This is a genomic window from Rhabdochromatium marinum (assembly GCF_016583795.1).
GTDB classification, from domain to species: Bacteria; Pseudomonadota; Gammaproteobacteria; order Chromatiales; family Chromatiaceae; genus Rhabdochromatium; species Rhabdochromatium marinum.
Window position 1 is genome coordinate 21,786 of record NZ_NRRS01000023.1, and the last position, 24,064, is coordinate 45,849.

Consider the following 24,064-nt stretch of genomic DNA (forward strand, 5'->3'; position numbering starts at 1 on the left):
CCCGCTGGTATTGATTTTCATCCTCGGTTTTGGACTGCTTTATGCGCTGTCGATCCACTCGGAGCGAGCGATGCTCGACGCTTTCGAAGAGCAGTCGAGCCGGGTCATCATGGACCAGCTCGCCCAGTATCGCGAGCGGCGCCTTGAAACCGAGCGGGCCTATCTGGAATTCGTCGCCAGCATGGCGGCAAAGGTGGCGGTCGAGTTCGTCTCCAATATGAATTATTCGGGGATCGAGCAGCCGATCTCGGAGCTGCTCGCCCTCAATGGCGTCAAGGCTGTGGAGGTCTTCGATGCCACCACAGATCAGATTTTTGTCGCGGCCTACCGAGAAGGTGGGCAATCCGTGGTTGGCACTGAGTTGCCGGAGGGGTTGGCGGATTATCAGCCGTTTCGCCATCGTCTTACGGGTCACTTCGACACTCGGGAGGTCGATTATGGCTCGATCACGATCTACTACGACGATGCCCGCTTGCTCGAGGAGGTCGATGCGATGGAGCGTGCCTCGCTCGGTCGTATCGAGCAGATCAAGGCGGACGTCCAGCGCATGCTGACACAACGTGTCTATTTTCAACTCCTGATCTTCGTTGTTGCCGCCTTATTGCTGGCCGGTAGTGTCCTTCTGCTCGTCTATCGCTTTGTGCTGGTGCCGCTGCGTACATTGCACTTGGGGCTGGATGGATTCTTCGCCTTCCTGCAGCGTCAAGCCGATCATATCGCGCCCATTGCGCTCGGTGGCGGCGACGAGTTCGGCGCTATGGCCCGCTCGCTTAATAAGAACATTGAAGTCAGTGCCGAGCTACTCCAATCGATCAACGCATTGAACGCGACGCTCGAGCAAAAGGTCGAGGCACGCACCCGTCAGCTGCTTCTAGCCAACGAAAAGTTGGAGCTGAGTCTTGAGGGTGGGCGTCTGGGCTCGTTCGACTGGGACATTGCGAGTGACCTATACAGTATCGACGAACGCTGGGCACGCATGTTCGGTCTCGAGTTTGACAAGAATGGCTCTCGTCTCGATGTGTGGAAGTCGCTGATTCATCCCGACGACATTCAGCAGACCCTCCAGCGTTTCGAGCGCTATCTAACTGGAGAAGAGCTACATTACGAGTCCCAGTACCGGGTGCGCACCAAGGATGAAGGCTATCTGTGGATTTTAGCACGGGGAAAGATTGTCGCGCGCGACCCCGATGGCCATCCTGCCCGCGTGGTGGGAACCCATATGGACATCAGTCATATCAAGGAGACCGAACAGCGCCTCCTTGATGCAACCCAGCAGGCGGAGCACGCCTTGGCGGAGCTGCAATCGACCCAGGCGCAGCTCATCCAGTCCGAGAAGATGGCGGCACTTGGACATCTGATCGCCGGGGTTGCCCACGAGATCAATACCCCGCTGGGTGCGGTCAAGTCCAGCGGGGACAATATCGCTCACTCATTGGAGCAGGCACTCGGCAATCTGCCCAAGCTCTTCCGCCTCCTTACGCCGGAAGAAGAACCGCTGTTCCTCGATTTGCTAACATGCGCGCGGGCGCGAACGGGCGTCCTCTCCAGCCGCGAGGCGCGTCGGCTGACCCGTGTACTAACCGGCGAGTTGGAGGAACGCGGAGTAACGGCCGCGCGCGGGGTCGCCGACATCCTGGTACGAATCGGCGTACATGATTCAGTGACTCGCTATCTTCCCTTGATTTGCCATCCCCAGCGCGATTTCATCCTCGAGACGGCCTATAGCCTGGCGGCGATCACCACCAATACCGCCAACATCAACCACGCCGTCGAGCGTGCCGCGAAGATCATCATAGCGCTCAAGTCCTTTTCCCGACATGACACGAGCGGGGAGCGCAGCGAGACCGATCTGCGCCAGAACATTGAGACCGTGCTCACGCTTTATCATAATCAGATTAAGCAGAACGTTGAACTAGTGTGCCACTATGCCGAGATCGCGCCACTGCCCTGCTATCCCGACGAGCTCTGTCAGGTGTGGACCAATATCATACACAATGCTTTGCAGGCGATGGATTGTCGTGGCACGCTCCAGATCGATCTCGCCGCCGAAAATGGCGGTGCCGTGGTGACGATCGCTGATACTGGCGGCGGGATACCGCCAGAGATCCGCGAGCACATCTTCGAGCCCTTTTTCACCACCAAGCGGGCGGGTGAAGGCACCGGCTTAGGGCTCGACATCGTCAAGAAGATCGTCGCCAAGCACGACGGCCACATTGAGCTGGAAAGCGAGATGGGTGTCGGCACGACCTTCAAGATCTATTTACCCTATCCGGAGTCGAAATAATGGCGCTCAGTGCCTTACAAGACCACCTGCAACGCATCTATGGTGATCGTCACCTGATTGAGCGCGCGGAGTGTGCGGAGGTGGGCTTGGATTCCAAGTCAGTTCGCCCCTGCTGAGCCGAGGTGAGATGTATGACCCAGAGTGCGATCCTGTGTGTCGATGACGAGCCGATGGTCATTAGCGCGTTGCGCACGCTGCTGGAGCAGCATCTGAAGGAAGTCCAGGTCATTGAGGTGGCCGAGTTGGCCGCCGAGGCGCTGGAGGTGGTGGACGAGCTGCTGAGTGACGGTATCGAGCTGAAGGTGGTCGTCGCCGACTACATCATGCCTCAGATGCGTGGCGACGAGCTGTTGGTACGCATCCATCGGCGCCTGCCACGGATTAAGAAGATCTTGCTCACCGGGCAGAGCGACATCGGCGGGGTGAAACAGGCGATTAACGAGGCCGATCTCTATCGGTTCATCGAGAAGCCTTGGCAAAACGAGGATTTGCTGCTGACACTGCGGGGCGCGCTCACTGCCTACGACCAAGAGCGTGAACTGGAGCGTCAGAACGAGGAGTTGCGTCGGCTCAACGAGGAGCTGGAACTCAAGGTCGCCGCGCGCACCCGCGAGCTGGCGGAAAAAAATCGGGAGCTTGAGCAGCTCTCGGTCACAGACCGCCTCACTGGTCTCTATAACCGGCTGAAGCTGGACGAGGAACTCGAGCGCGAACTGTTACGGGCCAAGCGTTATGGCACGCCGTTTGCTATCTTGCTGCTGGACATCGATCGCTTCAAGCGGGTCAACGACACCCATGGCCACCAGATGGGCGATCGGGTTCTCATTGAGCTTGCCAACATTCTACGCCGCACGATTCGTGACACCGATTGGGCCGGGCGCTGGGGGGGAGAGGAGTTCCTCATCATCTGCCCCGAGACGGCTCTGGCAGGTGCCGCCCACCTGGCCGAGAAGCAGCGGGCCGAGGTCGCGGCCCACCGCTTTCCGGTCAGCGACTGCTGTGGTGCGAGCTTTGGGGTCAGCGCGTATCGTGAGGGCGACTGCATCGAAAGCCTGCTCGCGCGGGCGGACGCCGCCCTGTATCGGGCCAAGGAAGGCGGCCGCAATCGGGTCGAGGTCGAACAGACGACGTTACCGAACCCGTGCCCTTCGAATCCTCAATAGAGCTCAGGGCGCCGATCCTGCAGATAGTCGGTGTTCTCCGGATGCGTCGGGCCATAGTCGGAGGGGATGCAGTCGGCGATCAGGAGCGTGGGCTCATTCTTGGCGGCAACCATGAGCTCGCCGTGCGGATTGGCAATCACGCTGTTGCCTAGATAGCGTCCAACGGGTTCCGAGTCCAGCGTCTCGCCCTGGCAGCGGTTGCTGTAGCACACGAACAGCTCGTTCTCCCAGGCGTGAGCCGGGATCAGGGTCTTGGCGATGTCCGGGTAGGCGGGTGAGGTCCAGGTTCCGGTCGAGAGCTTGGTCGATTCATCCGCAGCGGTCGGGATGACCACCAGCTTGGCGCCATTCAGTGCCAGTCGTCGCGTGAGTTCGGGAAATTCAGCCTCGTAGCAGTTCAGCAAACCGACCGGGAAGCCGTTGATCTCGTGGACGGTGAAGGCCTGTCCTTCCTCCGGGTAGAGATAGCCAGGTGTCCAGATCTTTTTCTCGTCGGGCCCCCAGAGGTGGGTCTTGCGATAGTTCTTGAGCAGGCTGCCATCGGGGCCGAACAGGGTGATCGCATCGTAGTAGCGGGTCTCGCCGGCGACCTCGGCCCGCTCCGGATAGGGGCAGATGATGCCGATGCCCTGCTCCCTGGCAATGGCCGCAACCTGGCTCAGGGGTTCGTCATCAGGGCTCATGGCAAGTGCGTAGAGCTGCTCCGGTGGGACCGCGTAGCCGCTCAGATAGAGTTCTGGAAAGCTGATGAGTTGGGCGCCGAAGCTGAGCGCGACCTCTGCGGCGGATTTGAGCTGATTGAGGTTGTGTTGCATGGCCTGCTTCGTTCCGGCCGGTCCCTGGCCCTGAAACACGGCCAGGCGAATGCCTTGGCCGTACTCGGGAGGCGTTGTCTTGATATAGCTGTTGATGATCATTTGGAACCTCGTGTCAGGTTTGAATTGCGTCCACTTGAATATGTGATCTCGCTCAGTGCGTGAACTGTGGCGCTGGGGCCTTGGGTTCATGTCCACTCAGTCCCTCGAAGTGCTCGACCACCTGACTGATATCAGCGAGCAGCATTTCGGCCATGTCGTCGCTGAACCCCTCGCGCACGACGATGCGCAGCACCGCAACTTCCTCGGCAGACTCGGGCATGGTATAGGCAGGCACCTGCCAGCCCGATTCGCGCAGCTTGTGCGAGACGTCGAAGACGCTGTAATTCGTGATCGAGTCCTTGAGCTTGAAGGCGAAGACGGGGATGTTGCTGGCGTCGCTGACCAGTTCGAAAGGCCCGAGCGCCTCAATTCCCTTAGCAAGGGTCATCGCCGTGTCCCGCAGGGCCTCCATGATCTGGGTGTAGCCGGCCCGGCCCAGACGCAGGAAGTTGTAGTACTGGCCGACGACCTGATTGCCGGGGCGCGAGAAGTTCAGCGTGAAGGTCGGCATGTCGCCGCCGAGATAGTTGACGTGGAATACCAGATCCTCGGGCAGATCGGCGTGGTTGCGCCACACCACCCAGCCGATGCCGGGATAGACCAAGCCGTACTTGTGGCCCGAGACGTTGATCGATTTGACCAGCGGCAGGCGGAAGTCCCACTTCAGCTCCGGCTGGAGGAAGGGCGCGACGAAGCCGCCGCTGGCAGCATCGACATGCATCGGGATTTCCCAGCCGCTGGTTGCATTCTGTGCGGCGAGCGCGTCGTGGATGGCCTCGATCGGCTCGTATTCGCCGGTGAAGGTGGTGCCGAGGATCGCCACCACGCCGATGGTGCGCTCGTCGGTGCGCTCGATCACCTCCTCGGGTGTAATCACGTAGCGGCCCTTTTGTATCGGGATGTAGCGTGGCTCGACGTCCCAGTAGCGGCAGAATTTTTCCCACACCACTTGGACGTTGGCGCCGAGGATCAGGTTGGGGCGATGGGTGTCCTTACCCTGCGCCCGGCGGCGCTCGCGCCAGCGCCACTTGAGCGCCATGCCGGCCAGCATCACCGCCTCACTGGAGCCGATCGCAGAGGCGCCGACGCCCTGGTCCGGGGCGTTGAACAAATCGGAGACGATGTTGATGCAGCGCGCCTCGATCTCGGCGGTGCGCGGGTATTCGTCCTTGTCGATCATGTTCTTGTCGAAGCACTCAGCCATCAACCGCTCGGCCTGCGGCTCCATCCAAGTGGTGACAAAGGTCGCCATGTTGAGTCGCGCGTTGCCGTCGAGCATTAGCTCGTCATGAATCACGTTATAGGCGGTATCCGGGGCCATTTCATGCTCAGGAAGCCGATACTTAGGCACGGCGCGCTGCATGCCACGACGTGCATAGGCTGGCGCCAGTAGCGCATCGGCGTCTTCCGGGTGGATCGCTTCGATCTTCTTAGTCAGCATCTCGGGTCACTCCGTCTGGGCTGGTTTGGGACTGATCAACTCATACTCTCATATCTCGCGCTTGGCGGGGGCGAATGATCGCGCGCAGCGAGGCGATCAGCACGAGGTGCTGACGCTCACGCTGCTTCAGTTCATTGATTATCTTTTGCGGCACAGCCTGATCGGATATTGGCCACCACCAAGTCAGCCGCGCATCCTCGCTCACCAGCACCACCCGCGCCCCCGAAAAAACCAACCGCCCAGCCGGAAAATCCTACCCTTGATCGCCACATCCGTGTAGAGTCTGACATAGCGATGGAGGGTTTCTGAGAGTCGGGTAGATATGCTGTTATCCACACTACGCAGCTAGATTGTGGCCATGGGTGGCTCTCTCTTCTTGGCGAACGAACCCCTTCAGCGGCTGCGCGACCTGCGTTTCTCCTCGATCGCTATCTGGATATCCGCCGCCACTTCCAGCATCTCGGCGGGCGCGCGGATCTTGTCGCCCGCCTCTAGGCGCAGCGCAACTACAAACGGCCGCAGAACCTCATGTGTTTCGCTGTCTTCCTCCAGCACGCCCGCGAGCACGCCCGGCTCGGCGCCGAGCGCAACGAGGGTGGGAATATCCTCCTGGAAGGCGCGAAGCATCGCCTTATCATCGGGATCAAAGGTGGAGCGAATCTCCCGGAATAGCGCCTCGACGCGCGGCGTTTCTCCGAGCAAGGCTCTAGCCATGGCTTCAACCCAAGCGGCATAGGTCAAAGGTACAGTGGCATGGGCACGACTAGCTAAGGCGCGCAGCTCATCCACCTTGCGTAAGGCGCTTTCCGCATCGCCTATCATACACAGGGTTTCTCCGGCATTGCGCATTGCAGCACCAACAGAGGCTTGCAGTTCCGGGTCCGTGCTGTCGCCGAAGCGTTCCACCACCGCCGCATAGGTTGCGATTGCTGCCGCCGCGTCGCCAAGCAGGCCCTGCTTCACCCCTGTATTGAAGAGCGCCCGGGCGACCTGAACTTGCAGTTCCCGACCCGCACTTTTGCCGAAGCGCTCCACGACAGCTGCGTAGGTTGCTATCTCCGCCGCCGCGTCGCCGAGCTGGCCCTGTCTGACACCGGTATTGAACAGCGCCCGGGCGACCTGAACTTGCAGTTCCCGGCCCGTGCCATTGCCAAAGCGCTCGATCACTGTTGCGTAGGTCTCGATCGCCGCCGCCGCGTCGCCAAGCTGACTTTGCGCAACACCCATGTTGACCAGCGCCCGGGCGACCTGAACTTGCAGTTCCCGGTCCGCGCTCTCGCCGAAGCGCTCCACCACCGCCGCGTAGGTTGCAATTGCCGCTGCTGAATCGCCAAGCTCGCTTTGACTCGCGCCCCTGTTGACCAGCGCCCGGGCGACCTCAATCCGCAATTTTCGGTCTGCGCTGTCCCCGAAGCGCTCCTCGACCGCCGCGTAGGTCGCAATCGCCGCCGTCGCGTCGCCAAGCTGGCTTTGCGCAACACCCATGTTGACCAGCGCCCGGGCAACCTCAATCCGCAGTTTTCGGTCCGCGCTCTCGCCGAAGCGCTCGACCACTGCCGCGTAGGTCACGATTGCCACCGCCAAATCGCCAAGCTGGCCTTGCCTGACGCCCGTGTTGAACAGCGCCCGGGCAACCTGAACCTGTAGCTCCCGGCCCGCGCATTCGTCGAAGCGCTTCACAACGGCTGCGTAGGTGGCGATCTCCGCCGCTGCGTCGCCGAGGTGGCCCTGCCTGACGCCCGTGTTGAAGAGCGCCCGGGTGACCTGAGCCTGCAACTCCCGGTCCTTACTGTCGCCGAAGCGTTCGATCACCGCCGCGTAGGTCTCGATCGCCGCCGCCGAGTCACCGAGCCGGCCTTGCGCGACCCCCTTCCAAATGATGGCTTTGGCCTCCGTAACCGGATTGGTGATCGAATGTTTCGTGTTTTCGTCCAGCAGGTTATCCACCAATTGAATCACCGCTTCAAAATCACCGGACTCGAAGTGCTGACAGATCTGGATCAGTGCCTTGGACGATTCCCAGCTCCCCTCCTCTTTGGGCATATCGGCGCCTTTCATGCCTTGACGCCCCAACAGACTCAGCAACTCTGGCACTTCGCTTGCCGCGCGTGCAAGCCCTTCGCGAATGCTTTCCGATTCACGCGCCTCGTTCACGAGTTGGCGCGAGAGGTCCGCCAGTTCGTCGCCCTGGTAGTAGGTGATCATGAATTGAATGAGATGGCGCACCACCACTGCCTCGTCGCGATCCCGACGCAGTTTGTAGTAGATGCTGTAGAGCCGTTCTGCAGGGAAGTAGGTGCGATTGCGGCCCGATCCCTCAGCCACCACGGCGCCCCGCTCAACCAGTCGGCTAAGAAAGGCGGACACCTTGCGGATCTCCATCCTGGCCCGGGCCGCGACCTCGGCGGTAGTCGATTCCTGCCAAAGATCGATCAGCGCAAGGTAGACGCGACGCTCGGACCCCGCGAGTTCCTCAATGTGTCCTCGGAAATATTCGGTATGGTCGTCGATCAACTCCACCAAACGTTCCATCAAATGGCACAGTAAGTGATCGCGGCTGAATCCCGCCAACATCACTAGCAGCCGCGGGCTGCCGTCGGTGAGAATCCGCAAGGGACGAATTCTGCGCCTGTCGACCTCTTCATCGGTGATCGCCTCCCACAGCCGGCAGCATTCCTCGGTATCCAGGGGTGGCAGGTCGAGGGTACGGAGCAGCTTGAAGAAGGGCGCTTCCGCATCTTCCAGAGCCGCGAATCGACCGGTAGCGGTGGCCAACAGCATGATCTGCGGCTCCGCTTGCAGGGCTTGGCACAGCTCCCGGCTGAAATCCTTGTCGGCATCCTGGCACAGCGCTTGCAAATTTTCGACCATGATCACCAGCTTGCGGCCGAGTCGGTCAGCGGCATTGAGGACGGTTGCGCGGGCGCGGCTTTCCAGTGTGGGATCCGTCCAGCTCGTTGCCAGCATGGCGTGACTGGCGCGCAGGTCGTCAGCTAGGGCTTGGTCGATTTCGGTCGATGACTTGGCTAGGTAGTACAGACATTCCAGCCAGAAGTCCGCCAGGGTGAAGATCTCCTGGCTCTCCTCCATCAATCTCAGGGGCAAGAGTCGCTCCCTGTAGTGAGGATTGGTGCGCAGTTCGGCGATGACCCGTACGAGCAGCGTCGTCTTGCCCCGACCTCTCGGTGCCACCACCAGCAGGTGCTGGCAGGAGTCCGACTCGATATTCCCCTTCAGAACCTCGAGAACGGTCGCGAGTGCGTTCTGGCGAATGACGAACTGGTCGATGATTTCCTGGTCACTTTGCCCGGTCCCGACGTGGAATTTGCGTAGTCGCGGTCGCGGCGTAACGGTCGCTTTGCTCATGGTGTCCCGCAGGCAGCGGCCGGTTTGTTGGTGATAGCTGAGCGGAAGATCCCAGCGATCTGCGGAATATTTCATGATGCGGCCATCGTCAACAGTTTCGTTGAATTATACGATCAACAAAATTGTTGTCAATGCTCTTGTCGGTAAGCTGGCTTAGGCGGAACTGGGCGGGGGCCTGTGCGGCATTACGATGTTGTCTTGATCGGGTTTCACGCATCAAGGGCAATGTCGAGCAGTGACGCGAGCGTGGTAAGCGCTGTCTTGGCGGCTGAGTAGTCGAATGCCTCAATCGCGGTCTTGAGCGTGCGAAACGCCGCCTGGGCCTGGGGTGCAACCAATTCCTGTTCGATCTCGTCCAGCCATTCGGGCCGTACGAACTCGGAGCGTTTGAGATACACTTGCAGTTCCCGCAACAGCGTTGCAATCCGTTCGTCATCATAGGACACCGGCGCAGCGCGGGACACAGGCGTAGCGCACGCGACCGGTGACAGCGTCGTGAGAGCCGTCAGGGTATCGGCCAGTGCGGTTTTGAACGGCGTCGTCGAGTCGCGTTTTTTGGCCGCTAAAGAGCTTTCAAGTCGTTGGCTGGCCTCATGCAGCGCGGTCGCACCAATGGTCTTGGCAACCCCCTTGAGGGTATGGACCAGACGGTGGGCCTCCGTCCACCGCCCCTGGGCCAGATGGTCGTCCAGGTCTAAGGCGCTCTCGGCGAAGTCTCGGGCAAAACTGTCCAGCGCCCGTTGCAACAGCCCCCAGTTCTGCCCCATGTACCGCAGCGCCTGGTCCAGGTCTAGGCCGGGTATTGTGAAGGGGGTGTCCAGGCCGTCGGATCGGGTCATCCTGATGACCGACGCCTCTTCCGCCTCCACCGCTTGCGGCGAGATCCAGCGCAACAAGACGGTGGTCAACTCGGCGATATCAATGGGCTTGGACAAGAAATCGTTCATGCCGACGGACCGACAGGCTTCGCGATCGGCCGTCATGGCGGCGGCCGTCATGGCGATGATGGGCACCTCAAGGCCTTGCGGTAAGGCGCGAATCCGCCGTGTCGCCTCAAGCCCGTCCATCTCCGGCATCTGCAAGTCCATCAGGATGGCATCGAAGCGCTGCGCTATCGCCTGGGTGACGGCCTCGCGCCCCTGGTTGGCTAGGGCCACCGCAAGCCCCATGTTCTCCAGCAGCTCCCGGGCGACCAACTGGTTGGTCGGATTGTCCTCAACCAGCAGGATGCGGGCACCCTGAATCATCTGCAGGCGGCCACGGACATGCTGTAGGGCGCTCAACTGCTGGACCGACTTGGCGTCGAATCCTCCATTGCGCAAACCGACAACCACATCGAAGAGCTGAGAAGGCATGACCGGCTTGTCCAGAATGGCATCAAGTTTAATCTGCTGCGTCGCCTGCTGGGCCGCCAGGCGCCCATGGGCAGTCACCATGATCACGATCGACTGGCACGCATCACCGGAAAACCGACGCTCCTCTTCGCGGAGGTAGCGGGCGAGCTCGATCCCGTCGATCCCTGGCAGTTTCCAGTCGATCAGGATTAGGTCGTAGGGGCGTCCGTTACGCAGCGCTTCCGACGCCTTTGCCAAGCCCTCCTCGCCCGAGTCGGCGACCTCAGCTTCGAACGACCAGATATCCACCAGGTTTTTCAGCACATCGCGGGCAATCGCCTGGTCATCCACGATCAGGGTGCGCATAGCCGGCAGATGGGCGGCGGTATGTTGCTTGGTGGTGGGCGAGCGTTGCAGGCTCACGCTGAATGCAAAGGTGCTGCCCTGATCCGGCTTGCTCTCGACCGAGAGCTCGCCGCCCATCATGTCGACCAGATGCTTGCTAATGGCCAACCCCAGCCCGGAACCGCCAAATCGGCGCGTGGTCGAGGTATCGGCCTGCTCGAAGGCGCTAAACAGTCGGCCAAGCTGCTCGGGCGTCATGCCGATCCCCGTGTCACGCACCGAGATCTTCAGGGTGACCTCATCGCTATTCTGCTCCAACAGGCTGATCGACAAGAGGATGTGGCCTTTGTGAGTGAATTTAATGGCATTCCCAAGCAAATTATTGATGATTTGCCGCAAGCGCAGCGGATCGCCCACCAGGATCGGCGGAATGTCCGGGTCCACCTCGAAAATCAGTTCCAAGCCTTTATCTTCCGCAGACAGACTGAACAGATTGGCTGAATTTTCCAAAAGCTCGGCCATCTCGACATCGACCGTCTCCAGGTCCAGCTTGCCGGCCTCGATCTTGGAGTAGTCGAGGATGTCGTTGAGGATGCCGAGTAGTGAGCGTGCCGCGTTGTACAGCTTTGTCAGATAGTCGCGCTGGCGCGTGGTGAGTTCGGTATCGAGCAGCAATTGCGCGAGCCCCATCACGGCATTCATCGGCGTGCGGATCTCGTGGCTCATATTCGCCAGGAATTCGCTCTTGGCACGGTTGGCTGCGGCCGCTTCCCAGGCGGCGGTCTCCGCCTGCTGTTTTGCCACCAACAGCGCCGTTTCGGCGGCTTTTTCGTCGGTCAGGTCGCGAGTGATGCCGACGAGGCGACGCGGTTCGCCGGATTCGTCCTCCTCAATAATCGCGGCTGCCTGTACATGACGCATCGAACCATCCGGCAGCAAGATCCGGAATGCGTTATCGAAGAGCCGTTCTCCTCGCACCGCAGCCGCCAGCGCCGCCTCGGTACGCGCCAGATCCTCCGGGTGGCAGCGCGAACGCCAGAAGTCATAGTCGATACCCCTGGCTCGGGTGTCTTCCGGCACCTGATAGATCTCGAATAGCCGTTGGTCCCAGGTCAGGCTGTGATCGACCAGATCCCACACCCAGATGCCAATCGCCGCCACCTCGGCTGCCAACTCCAGACGATTCATCGCCGAGCGCAGCGCGAGATTGCGCGCATGCAATTCCGTCAGATCCGAGAATTGCATGACGAGATGCGGCTCATGGTTCAGAACCGTGGGCAGGATCTGGCAGGTGACCCAAAGGTCCTTGCCGAAGGATGATTTGGTGTGGACCTCCCGTTCTCGCAATCGGCCGTCCGCCAGCGCGCCAAGGAGATCGTCGTGCAGCCCGGTCTCGTGAAACATATCGATTTGGTGAAAATCCTGCGCCAGTAGTTGCTTGCGGGTGGCGCCCACGAGGCTTGCGAGGGCCTGGTTAGCGACCACGCATGGCCCCGCTGCGCGATACACCGCGATCGCCAGCGGCGACTGGAATAGGACCGACTCGTTGAAGCTCAATGCCTCTTGAAGACGCAGATCGGCCTCTTTCTGCTCCGTGATATCGCGAATTGAGCCCGCCATGCGCAAGGGCTGGCCGTGCAGGTCGAAGATCGCCGCACCGCGTGCCTTGATCCAGAGATAGTCGCCTGACTGGTGGCGCAGACGATATTCGTCTTCGTAGGGCGCCGCGTTTCTCAGGTGGGCCTCAACCGAGGCCCAGGCGGGGTCTTTATCCTCAGGGTGAATCTGGGACCAGAACCCCTCCAGGGTGGATGCAAACGCGTCATCCTGATACCCCATGATCTCCTTGAACCGAGGCGCCAGGTAGAGCGCGTTGGTGTGGATGTTCCAGTCCCAAATACCATCGTTGCTGCCGCGCACGGCGAGGTCATAACGTTCCTGGCTCTCGCGCAACTCTTCTTCCATCATGCGCCGGTCATGGATGTCCGAATTCATGCCGACCCACGACAGAACCCTTCCTGTGTCGTCCTTAATCGGCACGCTCCGCGCCAGATTCCAACGCCATTCGCCCGAAACATGCCGGAGTCGGTACTCGTTGGTATTGACCTCCCCCTTGGCCAAGGCATCGTGCCACTGTGCCATGACCGCCGGCCGATCATCCGGATGGATAGCCTCGGCGTAGCCATGCCCGCTCCATTGCGCGAAGGATTGACCGGTATAGGCCCGCCAACTGGGCGAGTCCTCGGTGATAACTCCAGCGGGGTTGCAACTCCAGACGATCTGTGCGGAGGCATCAATCAGGGCGCGATAACGCCGCTCGCTGGCCTCAAGATTCGCCGTGGTCAGCTTGCGTTCGGTGATGTCCTGAATCTGGGAGATAAAGTAACGTGGCGCCTTACTCTCATCACGCACCAGTGCAACATTGAGCTGCACCCAGACCAGATGTCCGTCCCGGTGGAAATAGCGCTTTTCCATCTGGTACGTCTCGATCTTCCCCGCGAGCAATTGGTGGAGATAGTCGAGGTCGGTATCGAGATCGTCCGGGTGGGTGATGGATTGGAAGTCGCACGTCAGAAACTCGTCTCGTGTGTAGCCGACGAGTTGACACAAGGCTGGATTCACCTCTAGAAAGTGGCCGTCCGGCGCAACCAGTGCTTTGCCGATAGGGGCATGGAACATCGCCGTGTGGAATTTTTCCTCGCTCTCGCGCAAAGACTTCTCGGCCGCCTTACGTTCCGTAATATCCACCACGATGCCAATGAAATTGACCACCTCGCCCTGATCGTCACGAATCGCTGTCACGACCAGATCGACCCACACCGCGCCACCATCACGCACCCGATAACGCTTTTCCATGCGGTAGTCGTTACGCGTGCCGGCAAGAATTTCTTTGACGAAAACCTGTTCCTGCTCAAGGTCTTCTGGATAGGTAAAATCGACGAAATTCACCCCCTTCAATTCGTCTGCGCTGTATCCCAACAGGGTCTTGAAGCTCGCATTGTAGACAATAAGATTACCCGCCGGATCGCTGAAGGCGATACCCATATTGGCACGCTCGAAGATGCCGCGAAAACGGGCTTCGCTGTCCCTGAGCGCCTTTTCGGCCTGTTTGCGCGGCGTGATGTCCTCGTATAAGGCCACGATTTCATGGTGACTCAGGCGATAGACGAAATTCTCCCGCCAGCCCGAAACGCGGTTGTCCCGATAAAAACCGAGCGGACAATGTTCGGAAATACCGGTGCACCACACGCGCTTGAATACATCGAGCAAACCGAGGTCACGTACTGCCGGAAAAACATCGGTGACTCGACGGCCAATAAGGTCGGTGCGTTGTCGCTTTTCGTAACGCTCAACAGCCTGGTTGACATCTAGGAACACGAAATCGTCACCGTCGTCCACCACTTCATAAACCGCCGCGCCGAGGTTCATGTTCTCGAAGAGCAGCCGGAAACGTGTCTCACGGTCCTTGAGGGCGGCCTCGTAGAAATGACGCTCCGAGATGTCGCGGGATGAGGCATACAAATAACGTCGACTATCGAGGACAACGTCCGCCACATTGATCTCAACAAAAAAGGTGGAGCCATCCTTGCGACGATACAGAGTCTCGAAGGTAGCCGGCTCGCGGATCAGCCGACGCAGCTCGGGGAGCAACTGATCGCGAGGGGTCTGGGCCTCCCAGTCGGTGACATTGAGACGCCGGGCCTCGTCAAGGGAGTAGCCCAACATTCGGGCGAATGACTGGCTACAATCAAGGATGTTGCCGTCTTCATCGAGGATGTGAACGCCGTCGCTAGCACTGTCCAGCAAGATTCTCAGGCGCTCGGCCACCGCGCGGACCTGGGTAATGTCGGCCAGTGACACCAGAACGCGACCGGCAAAGGCGGCCCCTAAGGGCTGGGCGGACGCGAGGATCGTGCGGACGGTGCCATCCTTGCTATGAACACGCACCTCCATGGGCTCAAACGGCGTGCCCGCGCGGTGTGCCTGCTCGATCCGAGATTGCCATTCCCGCGCCACCTGCTCCCGATAGACCGAATCCGGATAGGCTCTGGGCCACCAGGCATCCAGCGTTGGAATGTCGTTCAAGGTATAGCCGAACAGTGATACGAAGGCTGGATTCAGAGCGCGAATGGAATCTTGTTCCAGGATAACGAAGGGAATGGGAGAGACCTCCATCACCGCCTGGAACAGTCCAGCATTGTCTTCAATTTGACGTTGTTGCTCCAGATGGCGCCGCACGATCCAGCCCAGCAGAATTGACAGGATCAGGATAGCCGTGGCCTCCAGGATCAGGCGGGGCACGGAGAACCAGCCGGTGGCAGGAGCGATGTCGAGCATCCAGCGACCGTTGGGGACATCAATGACCGAGGTGACCGGCGTCGCTGTCAAGGGTTGGCGGGAGGTTGCGAAGGCGTGGCGCTGCCGATCGTCGGCGCGCTGCTGCCACAGTGCATAGCGATAGCCCTCGGCCTCCAGGTCGGCAAGATGGACGATCTCCAGGAATTCAGGCAATTCGATCAGGGCGGTGGTGAAGCCCCAGAATGTATGCGGCTGCGGCTGCGGCTGCGGCTGCGGCTGGTCCAGGAAAAGCGGCAGACGTCCGATCACCGCCGTGCCGCCCTGGATCAGGCCAAAAGGCCCGGCCAGCGTCAGTTGGCCAGTCTCCAGGGCCTGCCGGGTCTCGCGATTGCGTGGCACGTCGGTCAGCAGATTGAGACCGATCGCCCCATCGCCTTCACGGACCAGCGCCGCCAAGGCATAGGTCGCCGACAGATTGCGCGCCATCCGTTCGGATACCTGCCGCGCGGTCTCGACCTTTCCCTGCCAGAGGCTGTTCTCCAGAAAGACAGCAAAAACGGAGACGGTCAAAAAGAACAAGAGTCCGGCAACGAAGGCGGCTCTTTGTGGCGAGATGTTGGCGGAGGAGTCAGAGATCATTTTGCCCATTTCTGAAGATTGCCACCTAAAACCAAAACGTGTTTTGGTCAGCTAAGGACACGATTTGATGAGCGTCGATGCCCTACCTAAATACGCCTGTTAGCACTGTGCGCTAAAATAGCGCGCTATGCTGACTATTGGAGATGTATCATCTTTCTATCGAGCGCACAATACGGCAAAATGCCCGCTGCGCGCCTGATAAGCTGTGAGGCCATTGGCCTCATTTATTGTTAATAAGTACTTATAGATTAAATATTTAGGCCAATAAGGCATTTAGGCTAATAAGGCGGCAAACCGCGACACAGCCAGCCTCTGATCCCACATCGAACCAAGGGAATGGTGAAAGTCACTGGTCGGTCTGGAGACGTATTCGAACTATCAAGGAGCATTCAGATGAAATTCTTGCGGGCCATCTCAATTAAGCAACGCTTGTGGATACAGGCAGGTCTTATGGTAACCGGTCTGGTCGTTATACTTCTGTTGGCGCTCTTGCAGATGCGCACCATGCTGATGGAAGAAAAGATCGTGCAAATTCGGAAACTAGTGGAAAACGCTCAGAGTGTTAAACAGCACTTTAAGGAAGGTTTCGTTTCCGGTGAACTATCGCTCGCCGACGCGCAGGAGGCCACGCTGGCGATGATAAAGGATCTGCGCTATGACGATGATAATTACTTCTGGGTGATAGACCTCAGCAAAAAACGCGTGCTGATGCACCCGATCAATCCTGAATTCATCGGCGCCGATTCCACCAAGACCCAAGACAGCAATGGAAAACGCTTCTCAGAAGAAATGCTCAACCGGGCGCTTACCGAGGACGAAGGGGTTGTTGATTACGTCTGGCCCAAACCCGGTTCCAACAAACCTGTCCCCAAGATCCTCTATTTTCACCGGCTAGCGGATTGGAACTGGCTCATCGCCACAGGGATCTATGTCGACGATGTGAACGAAAAGTTTTGGAGCAGTGTCAAGTGGTTTGGCGTTCTCGCTGGCGGTCTCCTGCTCATCATTGCCTTCATCTCCACCATGACGGGACGCTCGGTGGTATTGCCGATCCGTGCCGCGGCCCACGCCATGTACAACATCGCCAAGGGCGACGGGGATCTGACCCAGCGTCTTGAGACCGACGGGCGCGATGAAATCACCGATATGGCGATCGGGTTCAACGATTTCGCCGTTAAGACTGAGCGCGCTATTGCCAGTGTCGGCCAGGCGACGCGCCAGATTGCCACAGCCGCCGAGGAGCTGTCTGCGATCACCAATTCCAGCAACGAGAGTATGGATCGCCAGCGTAACGAGATCCAGCAGGTTGTCACGGCTGTGACGGAAATGACCGCGACCATCCAAGAGGTTGCCAGGAACGCGGAAGAAACTGCCACCGCCGCTACGCAAGCCGATAGCAATGCACACGCCGGTGGCAAGACGGTCGACAGCGTCGTTGCATCCAACCAGAAACTGACCAAGGAGGTCGAGCACATCGCTGAAACCATCCGCCGCTTCTCTAAAGAAAGCGTCGCGATCGAAACCGTGCTGGACGTCATCCGGGGCATCGCCGAGCAGACCAATCTGCTAGCGCTCAACGCCGCGATTGAGGCCGCTAGGGCTGGAGAGCAGGGACGCGGCTTTGCTGTGGTCGCCGACGAGGTGCGCTCGCTGGCCGGTCGCACCCAGCAGTCGACCACCGAGATCCAGGGCATGATTGAAACCCTTCGCAACGGCGCCCAGGAAGCAGTGGATGCCATCCTCGTGGGAGAGGCCACAACCCAGGAGACGCTTGCCCAGACCGTTCAGGCAAAAGAGTCGCTCACCCAAATCGTCCAGTCCATCACGCGTATCCGCGATATGAGCACCATGGTCGCAAGCGCGGCGGAAGAGCAGTCTACCGTAGCAGAAGAGATCAACCGCAGCGTAGTGAGGATCTCAGATCTGGCGGAGGAATCAGCCGGAAACTCGAATCAGACCGCCGTTGCCAGCCATGAACTCTCCCATCTGGGCGAGGATCTGCACCAGCTCGTCGGTCAGTTCAAGGTCAACGCAGAAACTTGATAATCCACACATTCCAATGCCGACCCGGCGTGGATCATGCATCGGCTTTGTCGCATGAGCGACGGCGCAGGGCCTGCCCCTGCAGCGAAATGCTGCATGGCCGTCAGCGCGGGCTGAGACGGTGATGGCCGTGGTGATACTTGTACACTTAGTTTTGGGTCAAGCGATGTGGTCAAGGCCCATGGAACGAAAGGAATGGTGAAGTCACTGGTCGGTCTGGAGACGTCTTCGAACTATCAAGGAGCATTCAGATGAAATTCTTGCGGGCCATCTCAATCAAGCAACGCTTGTGGATACAGGCGGGTCTTATGGTGACCGGTCTGGTCGTCATACTTCTGTTGGCGCTCTTGCAGCTACGCACCATGCTGATGGCAGAGAAGATTGTGCAAGTTCGGAAGCTAGTGGAAAACGCTCAGAGTGTTAAACAGCACTTTCAGCAAAGTGTCGTTTCTGGTGAGCTATCGCTCGCCGACGCGCAGGAGGCCACGCTGGCGATGATAAAGGATCTGCGCTATGACGATGATAATTACTTCTGGGTGATAGACCTCAGCAACAACCGCATGCTGATGCATCCAATCAAACCTGAACTCATCGGCATCGATGCCAGCAAAACCAAAGATAGCAATGGAAAACGCTTCTCAGAAGAAATGCTCAACCGGGCGCGTACCGAGGACGAAGGGGTCATCGATTACGTCTGGCCCAAACCCGGTTCCAGCAAACCTGTCCCCAAGATCGTCTATTTTCAACGGCTAGCGGATTGGGACTGGCTCATCGCCACAGGGATCTATGTCGATGATGTGAACGAAAAGTTTTGGAGCAGTGTCAAGTGGTTTGGCGTTCTCGCTGGCGGTCTCCTGCTCATCATTGCCTTCATCTCCACCATGACGGGACGCTCGGTGGTATTGCCGATCCGTGCCGCGGCCCACGCCATGCACAACATCGCCAAGGGCGACGGGGATCTGACCCAGCGTCTTGAGACCGACGGGCGCGATGAAATCACCGATATGGCGATCGGATTCAACGATTTCGCCGTTAAGACTGAGCGCGCTATTGCCAGTGTCGGCCAGGCGACGCGCCAGATTGCCACAGCCGCCGAGGAGCTGTCTGCGATCACCAATTCCAGCAACGAGAGCATGGATCGCCAGCGTAACGAGATCCAGCAGGTTGTCACGGCTGTGACGGAAATGACTGCGACCATCCAAGAGGTTGCCAGGAACGCTGAAGAAACTGCCGCCGCCGCTACGCAAGCCGATAGCAATGCACATGCAGGAGGTAAGACGGTCGACAGCGTCGTTGCATCCAACCAGAAACTGACCAAGGAGGTTGAGCACATCTCCGCAACTATCCGCCGCTTCTCTAAAGAAAGCGTCGCGATCGAAACCGTGCTGGACGTCATCCGGGGCATCGCCGAGCAGACCAATCTGCTAGCGCTCAACGCCGCGATTGAGGCCGCCAGGGCTGGAGAGCAGGGACGTGGCTTTGCTGTGGTTGCCGACGAGGTGCGCTCGCTGGCCGGTCGCACCCAGCAGTCGACCACCGAGATCCAGGGCATGATTGAAACCCTTCGCAACGGCGCCCAGGAAGCAGTGGATGCCATCCTCGTGGGAGAGGCCACAACCCAGGAGACGCTTGCCCAGACCGTTCAGGCAAAAGAGTCGCTCACCCAAATCGTCCAGTCCATCACGCGTATCCGCGATATGAGCACCATGGTCGCAAGCGCGGCGGAAGAGCAGTCTACCGTAGCAGAAGAGATCAACCGCAGCGTAGTGAGGATCTCAGATCTGGCGGAGGAATCAGCCGGAAACTCGAATCAGACCGCCGTTGCCAGCCATGAACTCTCCCATCTGGGCGAGGATCTGCACCAGCTCGTTGGCCAGTTCAAGGTCAACGCAGAAACTTGATAATCCACACATTCCAATGCCGACCCGGAGTTGGCATCATAGCCAACGGCTATATGAGTTTTTTCAAGGAGATCAGTCATGCGGAATACGTGCTCGGATCCAGGACAGGATCCGGCCCAACGACGGTTGACCCATGCGGGTCGGGCTGGCACTGGACCATTCAAGGATCCAGAAAAACGGGCGGCCATCCTAGAGGCGGCAAAGGCTTTGTTTAAACAACGAGGACTGCGCGGCACCAGTATCGAACAGGTTGCGAGGAACGCTGGGGTTGCCAAACAGACAGTGTATTCACATTTTCCCAACAAGGAAGCGCTGCTGGTCGCACTACTTCCCAGCAAGCTCCCAACCTTTGGTGCTGAGCCGGATACGTTCGACTTTACCGCATCGGCCGAAGAGATTTTGTTGTCGCTTGGCATCAGCTATATGGCGATCATTCTGAACCCCGACTTCGCTGTTCTTCGGCGAACTGTAATCGGAGAAGCCGCGTCTTATCCGAGCCTTGCTCAAAGCTATCTGGGCGGTGTCCAAAAAACCTCAAGGGCCATCGCCACTTGCCTGGAGCGAATGACCGAACTTGGCCGGTTGCCACCGATAGATCATGCTAACGCAGCAACCGACCTACGCAATCTCTGGCTTGGCAACTTCTTCGAGCAGGTGTTGTTTCGAGCCGATCTACCTGTCGACATGGTCGCTATTGAGACGCACATTCGTCGCGCAAACCGCCGCTTCCTTTGTCTCGTCGCCTCATCCGAATACACCAACTCAACTTCAACCGATGCGAAAGACGCACCACACGGATGAGATCGCTTGACTAGACCGGCCGTTGTGGCTAGCCTACATTCTCAAGTGATTGCCAGACCTCATCAGGCCATCACTCCGCTGTAGCATCTATTCGACTCCTAATGCCAGCTTAGCGAGGCTCATTATGTCCAATTCCGCACGTTATGTTTCTCATCGAGTCATGCCATTGATGTTTTCTGCCGTATCGTTCGTCGCCTTCCTGTTCTTGGTCTGTTTGGTACCAGCGGCCTTGGCCGAACAGATTCCCGTCGATAATGGCGATGGTTTAGGCGAAATCATGGACGAATACTCAGAATCTGTTGTTCATTCACACCGGTACTTGCCCTGGCGAGCCGAGGTTCAGTGGTGTCCGCAAACGATGCCTGGGACCCTTTGCAGCGACGTAAAGCCGTTTTGTGAACCGTTTTGTTCGAATTTGCCTTACTGCATTCCAGACTGCTACACCACTGAAGCGGGCCCAGCTTGGGCGGGTGGCGGTCAATCCCAGAACGATCTGCTGTTTTGCCCATACGCTGAATACGCTAACTGTCACTTCTCGGGACCGCCCTATGCCACAGGGACTGACCCGAGCAATGTTGCCCTGCCCTGCGAAGTGCAACCCGGAACGACGGTCGCCAACTGCACATGTGAAGTCGTACGTGGTCCTAACTGGGTCAATCTGACGGCCATTATGAACCTAGGCGCCTATTACGAAACCATCGCCGCCTGTGGTGAGGATGGATCGAATTGCGTCAACATGAGCACCTGCCCGACTGGCCAGGAAGAAGCGTGCTACACCGGCACAATCGCACCAGTTTGTAAATACGTTGCCTACCAGGATTCCCGGTTTCCCCATCTTTCGCTCATTCCCGGCGCGGATCTCATTTCTACCTATGGCTTGACCATGAACAGCCACTACCAGACGACAGATACGACTTCGTGCTCAAATGACTATGTCGCTGGATGTATGACAGCACCCTGTTACTACACCGATGACAGTCAAGAGTATGCGCAATGCGAATGCCCCATCACATTTAGCGAATCGTTCCAGCTAAGTCAGGGCGGTGTGGATTGCGATCTCCCCGCAGGATATGTATGGGAGTAAACAACCGTGAATGCCCTAACAATCTTCCGGGACTTGACAGGCTGACTGACGAGATAGTTGGCCTCTGACACTTGCAGATTGAACCTGAAGGCCCGAATTCGGAGTTGCAGCATCCCTGATTGACCCGATCCGATTGGAGCCGCCAATGACAGCACGCCTCGATCATTACCCGATGGCCTTGGCCCGCTATCTGGGTATGGTTCAGTTCTTTCTCTTGCTGAGTTGGACGGTCTACGCCATCTATCTGCCTGAATTGCTTGAAGCGGTTGGGGTCGACCGGCACTGGACTGGTTGGGTCCTGCTCGCCGATCAGGTACTTTTTGCCTGCTTCGATGTTGCCGCCGGCTTCATGGCAGATCGTGCTTTCAGGCTCTATGCGAAAATTGGATACACAGTAGTCACTATCACATTCCTGTCCTGTCTCGCCTTCGTCGCCTTACCCCTTCTGCCCCGGGTCGGCGCGGGTCCTGAGATCTTCCTCGCCATCACGGCCCTCTGGGCGATTAGTTCGTCGGCACTGCGTTCCCCATTGTTTGGACTCCTGGCCCGCCACGCGGCAACACCTGAGGTGCCGCAGCTGGCCGCGCTCAGTCTCGTGGGCATGGGGCTCGCCGCCGCCGCATCGCCCTATCTTGGAACTGTGCTGAAAGGTGAGGATCCTCGTCTGCCTTTCCTGATCGCCAGCCTGGCCCTGATGGCGACGGCTGTCGGCGTCATCCGAGCCGAGCGGCATGCACCAGCGCCGTCGGCGCCCCCCGCGACGCCCAAGTCATGGCGCCTACCAAGCTGGGTTTGGCTGCCGGGCATCCTGCTTGCGGCACTCGCTTTTCAAATTGCCGTCTTTATCAATGCGGGGCCGCGCTATCTGCGCGAGGTCGATCCGGTCTGGTTGCCCTGGCTGATGCCCGTTTTCTGGAGCGCGTTCAGTCTCGTCGTCTTCGGTGCCGGGCGGCTCGCCAAGCGTTGGGGATCTTCTCGACTTTTCGTGGCCGGCTGCTTGACTGCGGCTGCTGGGGTGGGGTTGACGGGCCTGCCAGGCATTGCCGCCGCTATTGGTGGTTACGTCCTCGCAGGATTCGGCTGGGGCGCGATTCTACCCAGCGCGTTTGGCATGGCGGCAGAATCGGGAAGTCCAGGAAGGCTGTCGACCTATACCGGCTTGCTCTTCGCCGCCCTGGCCAGTGCAGCCTTTCTACGCATTGGGGTCAAGCTCAGCGGCCTGCCTGCGGAGCCAGGACTTGCTCAGACGCTCTCGATGGCGCCGAGCGTCATTTGGCTCGTCGCTGGCTTCTGGATTCTTCTGATCGTCTATTCGAACCTTCTTGGGCTCGGGTGGCGTGTGAACTGATGATCCCCACGCCACCTTTGGCAGACGTACCACCTACAAACGGCAAGCAGCTTAAATGGCTGTTCAACATCTGGGGTCCTCTATAACCCAGTGCCAGCACCCACGGCCGCACCGCTCCTTGATGCCCCGCCGGTTTCTATCACGCATTCAAAATTACACAGTTTCTGCACACTTCGGTCAGTTGTGCGGCCCAGTGGGTCGCTTTTGGCCAGTTAAGGCGATTTTTTTGGTGTGTCTAAAGATACATAAAGCAGCCTATCATTAATTTCAAATCGGATATTTATTGCACTCACTGGAACACACGTAAAATTTTGACTTTTCAAGAAATAGCTTTCTCAATCGAAGCTAAGATGCTAAATAAAAAGCTAATCATTTCTTGGGCGATTGTTTTTTCGTGCTTTAAATAACGACAGTAAGATATACGTAATTCAAAGAATATATAAATAGTTGCCCAAAAACAGAAATTTTTTAATCCTTTCATGGCGTTGCGTCAACACTATTGAGTGCCGGTTCTCAATTTAGGTAATTGTCACTTATTGTATCCATTGGACCTGCTATACTTTAAAAAAGACAAGAAAACCACAATTGTATCACCGAGAGCCTCCAGCTTGCCAGACTTTAAGTATAAATCAATACTGATGGCATCTCAAAACAATACAATTTAAAATCCTATCTTATCGATTTAGTGCAAAAATGGAAAAATCCGGTTTCACCCTGATTGAGTTAATGATTGTCGTTGCCATTATCGGCATCCTTTCAGCAATTGCCTACCCAAGCTATCAGCAACACATCAAGCGCGCTAGCGAAGATGTTGCGAAAAGCTGGCTGATGGAAATTGCTTCGGTCCAATCGAAATATTTCGTCAATATGCGTGATTATGGCAGCCTCAGCACGATTGGTATGGCGACGGCTCCGGAAGAGGTTGGGGATTATTACAGCATTGCCTTAACCGAGGACAAGGACTGTAATAACAGCACTTCGGCACCTGGATTCTGTGTCACGGCAACGCCGAAAACCAGCACGCGCCAAGCGGGAATGGACACCCTAAAGCTCGATCATAAGGGGAATAAATTGCCAGTAAATACCTGGAAAGACTGAC

12 protein-coding genes are annotated in these 24,064 nt (G+C 58.2%); 8 read left to right on the top strand and 4 right to left on the bottom strand.

Going from position 1 to position 24,064, the window contains the following annotated elements:
* The first annotated feature begins 10 nt into the window (after nt 1-10).
* Nucleotides 11-2,284 (top strand): sensor histidine kinase, encoded by a 2,274-nt coding sequence (locus tag CKO36_RS08935; protein ID WP_242469481.1) that lies wholly within the window; start codon nt 11-13, stop codon nt 2,282-2,284.
* 131 nt (nt 2,285-2,415) lie between these two features.
* Nucleotides 2,416-3,447, top strand: a complete 1,032-nt coding sequence (locus CKO36_RS08940; RefSeq protein WP_200283657.1) for a GGDEF domain-containing response regulator — start codon at nt 2,416-2,418, stop codon at nt 3,445-3,447.
* On the opposite strand, the gene CKO36_RS08945 is transcribed toward CKO36_RS08940, so the two are convergent.
* The 4 genes from CKO36_RS08945 to CKO36_RS08960 form a co-directional block, all read right to left on the bottom strand.
* The gene (locus CKO36_RS08945) at nt 3,441-4,364 is read right to left on the bottom strand and encodes a carbon-nitrogen hydrolase family protein (protein ID WP_200283658.1); all 924 of its coding nucleotides are present in this window, start codon (nt 4,362-4,364) and stop codon (nt 3,441-3,443) included. The genes CKO36_RS08940 and CKO36_RS08945 overlap by 7 nt on opposite strands.
* A 52-nt stretch (nt 4,365-4,416) precedes the next feature.
* Complete coding sequence (gad, locus tag CKO36_RS08950; RefSeq protein ID WP_200283659.1) at nt 4,417-5,805, bottom strand: glutamate decarboxylase; 1,389 nt, start codon at nt 5,803-5,805, stop codon at nt 4,417-4,419.
* A 393-nt stretch (nt 5,806-6,198) separates the two neighbouring features.
* The gene (locus CKO36_RS08955) at nt 6,199-9,246 is read right to left on the bottom strand and encodes a tetratricopeptide repeat protein (RefSeq protein ID WP_200283660.1); all 3,048 of its coding nucleotides are present in this window, start codon (nt 9,244-9,246) and stop codon (nt 6,199-6,201) included.
* A 134-nt stretch (nt 9,247-9,380) separates the two neighbouring features.
* Complete coding sequence (locus tag CKO36_RS08960; protein WP_420826321.1) at nt 9,381-15,797, bottom strand: PAS domain S-box protein; 6,417 nt, start codon at nt 15,795-15,797, stop codon at nt 9,381-9,383.
* A 384-nt stretch (nt 15,798-16,181) separates the two neighbouring features.
* Between CKO36_RS08960 and CKO36_RS08965 the strand changes: the two genes are divergently transcribed.
* The 6 genes from CKO36_RS08965 (at nt 16,182) to CKO36_RS08990 (ending at nt 24,063) form a co-directional block, all read left to right on the top strand.
* Entirely contained in the window at nt 16,182-17,831 is a 1,650-nt protein-coding gene (locus CKO36_RS08965) for a methyl-accepting chemotaxis protein (protein ID WP_200283663.1), read from the top strand.
* A gap of 251 nt (nt 17,832-18,082) precedes the next feature.
* A complete protein-coding gene (locus CKO36_RS08970) occupies nt 18,083-19,732 on the top strand; it encodes a methyl-accepting chemotaxis protein (RefSeq protein WP_200283665.1) in 1,650 nt (549 codons plus the stop codon).
* 126 nt (nt 19,733-19,858) lie between these two features.
* On the top strand, nt 19,859-20,533 hold the full coding sequence (locus CKO36_RS08975) for a TetR/AcrR family transcriptional regulator (RefSeq protein WP_200283667.1): 675 nt from the start codon (nt 19,859-19,861) through the stop codon (nt 20,531-20,533).
* A gap of 124 nt (nt 20,534-20,657) precedes the next feature.
* Nucleotides 20,658-21,617 carry a hypothetical protein gene (locus tag CKO36_RS08980; RefSeq protein WP_200283668.1) on the top strand — a complete coding sequence of 320 codons (960 nt, stop codon included), beginning with the start codon at nt 20,658-20,660 and terminating at the stop codon, nt 21,615-21,617.
* Nucleotides 21,618-21,762: 145 nt separating this feature from the next.
* On the top strand, nt 21,763-22,965 hold the full coding sequence (locus tag CKO36_RS08985) for an MFS transporter (protein ID WP_200283670.1): 1,203 nt from the start codon (nt 21,763-21,765) through the stop codon (nt 22,963-22,965).
* Nucleotides 22,966-23,658: 693 nt separating this feature from the next.
* Nucleotides 23,659-24,063: a type IV pilin protein gene (locus CKO36_RS08990; protein WP_200283672.1), complete on the top strand. Its 405-nt coding sequence runs from the start codon at nt 23,659-23,661 to the stop codon at nt 24,061-24,063.
* Nucleotide 24,064 lies beyond the last annotated feature (1 nt).

Excerpts from the sequence above, each read along its gene's own strand:
- CKO36_RS08990 (WP_200283672.1), top strand. The coding sequence starts at position 23,659 with ATGGAAAAATCCGGTTTCACCCTGATTGAGTTAATGATTGTCGTTGCC.
- CKO36_RS08970 (WP_200283665.1), top strand. The coding sequence starts at position 18,083 with ATGAAATTCTTGCGGGCCATCTCAATCAAGCAACGCTTGTGGATACAG.
- CKO36_RS08955 (WP_200283660.1), bottom strand. The coding sequence starts at position 9,246 with ATGAAATATTCCGCAGATCGCTGGGATCTTCCGCTCAGCTATCACCAA.
- CKO36_RS08940 (WP_200283657.1), top strand. The coding sequence starts at position 2,416 with ATGACCCAGAGTGCGATCCTGTGTGTCGATGACGAGCCGATGGTCATT.
- gad (WP_200283659.1), bottom strand. The coding sequence starts at position 5,805 with ATGCTGACTAAGAAGATCGAAGCGATCCACCCGGAAGACGCCGATGCG.
- CKO36_RS08960 (WP_420826321.1), bottom strand. The coding sequence starts at position 15,797 with ATGGGCAAAATGATCTCTGACTCCTCCGCCAACATCTCGCCACAAAGA.
- CKO36_RS08945 (WP_200283658.1), bottom strand. The coding sequence starts at position 4,364 with ATGATCATCAACAGCTATATCAAGACAACGCCTCCCGAGTACGGCCAA.
- CKO36_RS08980 (WP_200283668.1), top strand. The coding sequence starts at position 20,658 with ATGTCCAATTCCGCACGTTATGTTTCTCATCGAGTCATGCCATTGATG.
- CKO36_RS08965 (WP_200283663.1), top strand. The coding sequence starts at position 16,182 with ATGAAATTCTTGCGGGCCATCTCAATTAAGCAACGCTTGTGGATACAG.
- CKO36_RS08985 (WP_200283670.1), top strand. The coding sequence starts at position 21,763 with ATGACAGCACGCCTCGATCATTACCCGATGGCCTTGGCCCGCTATCTG.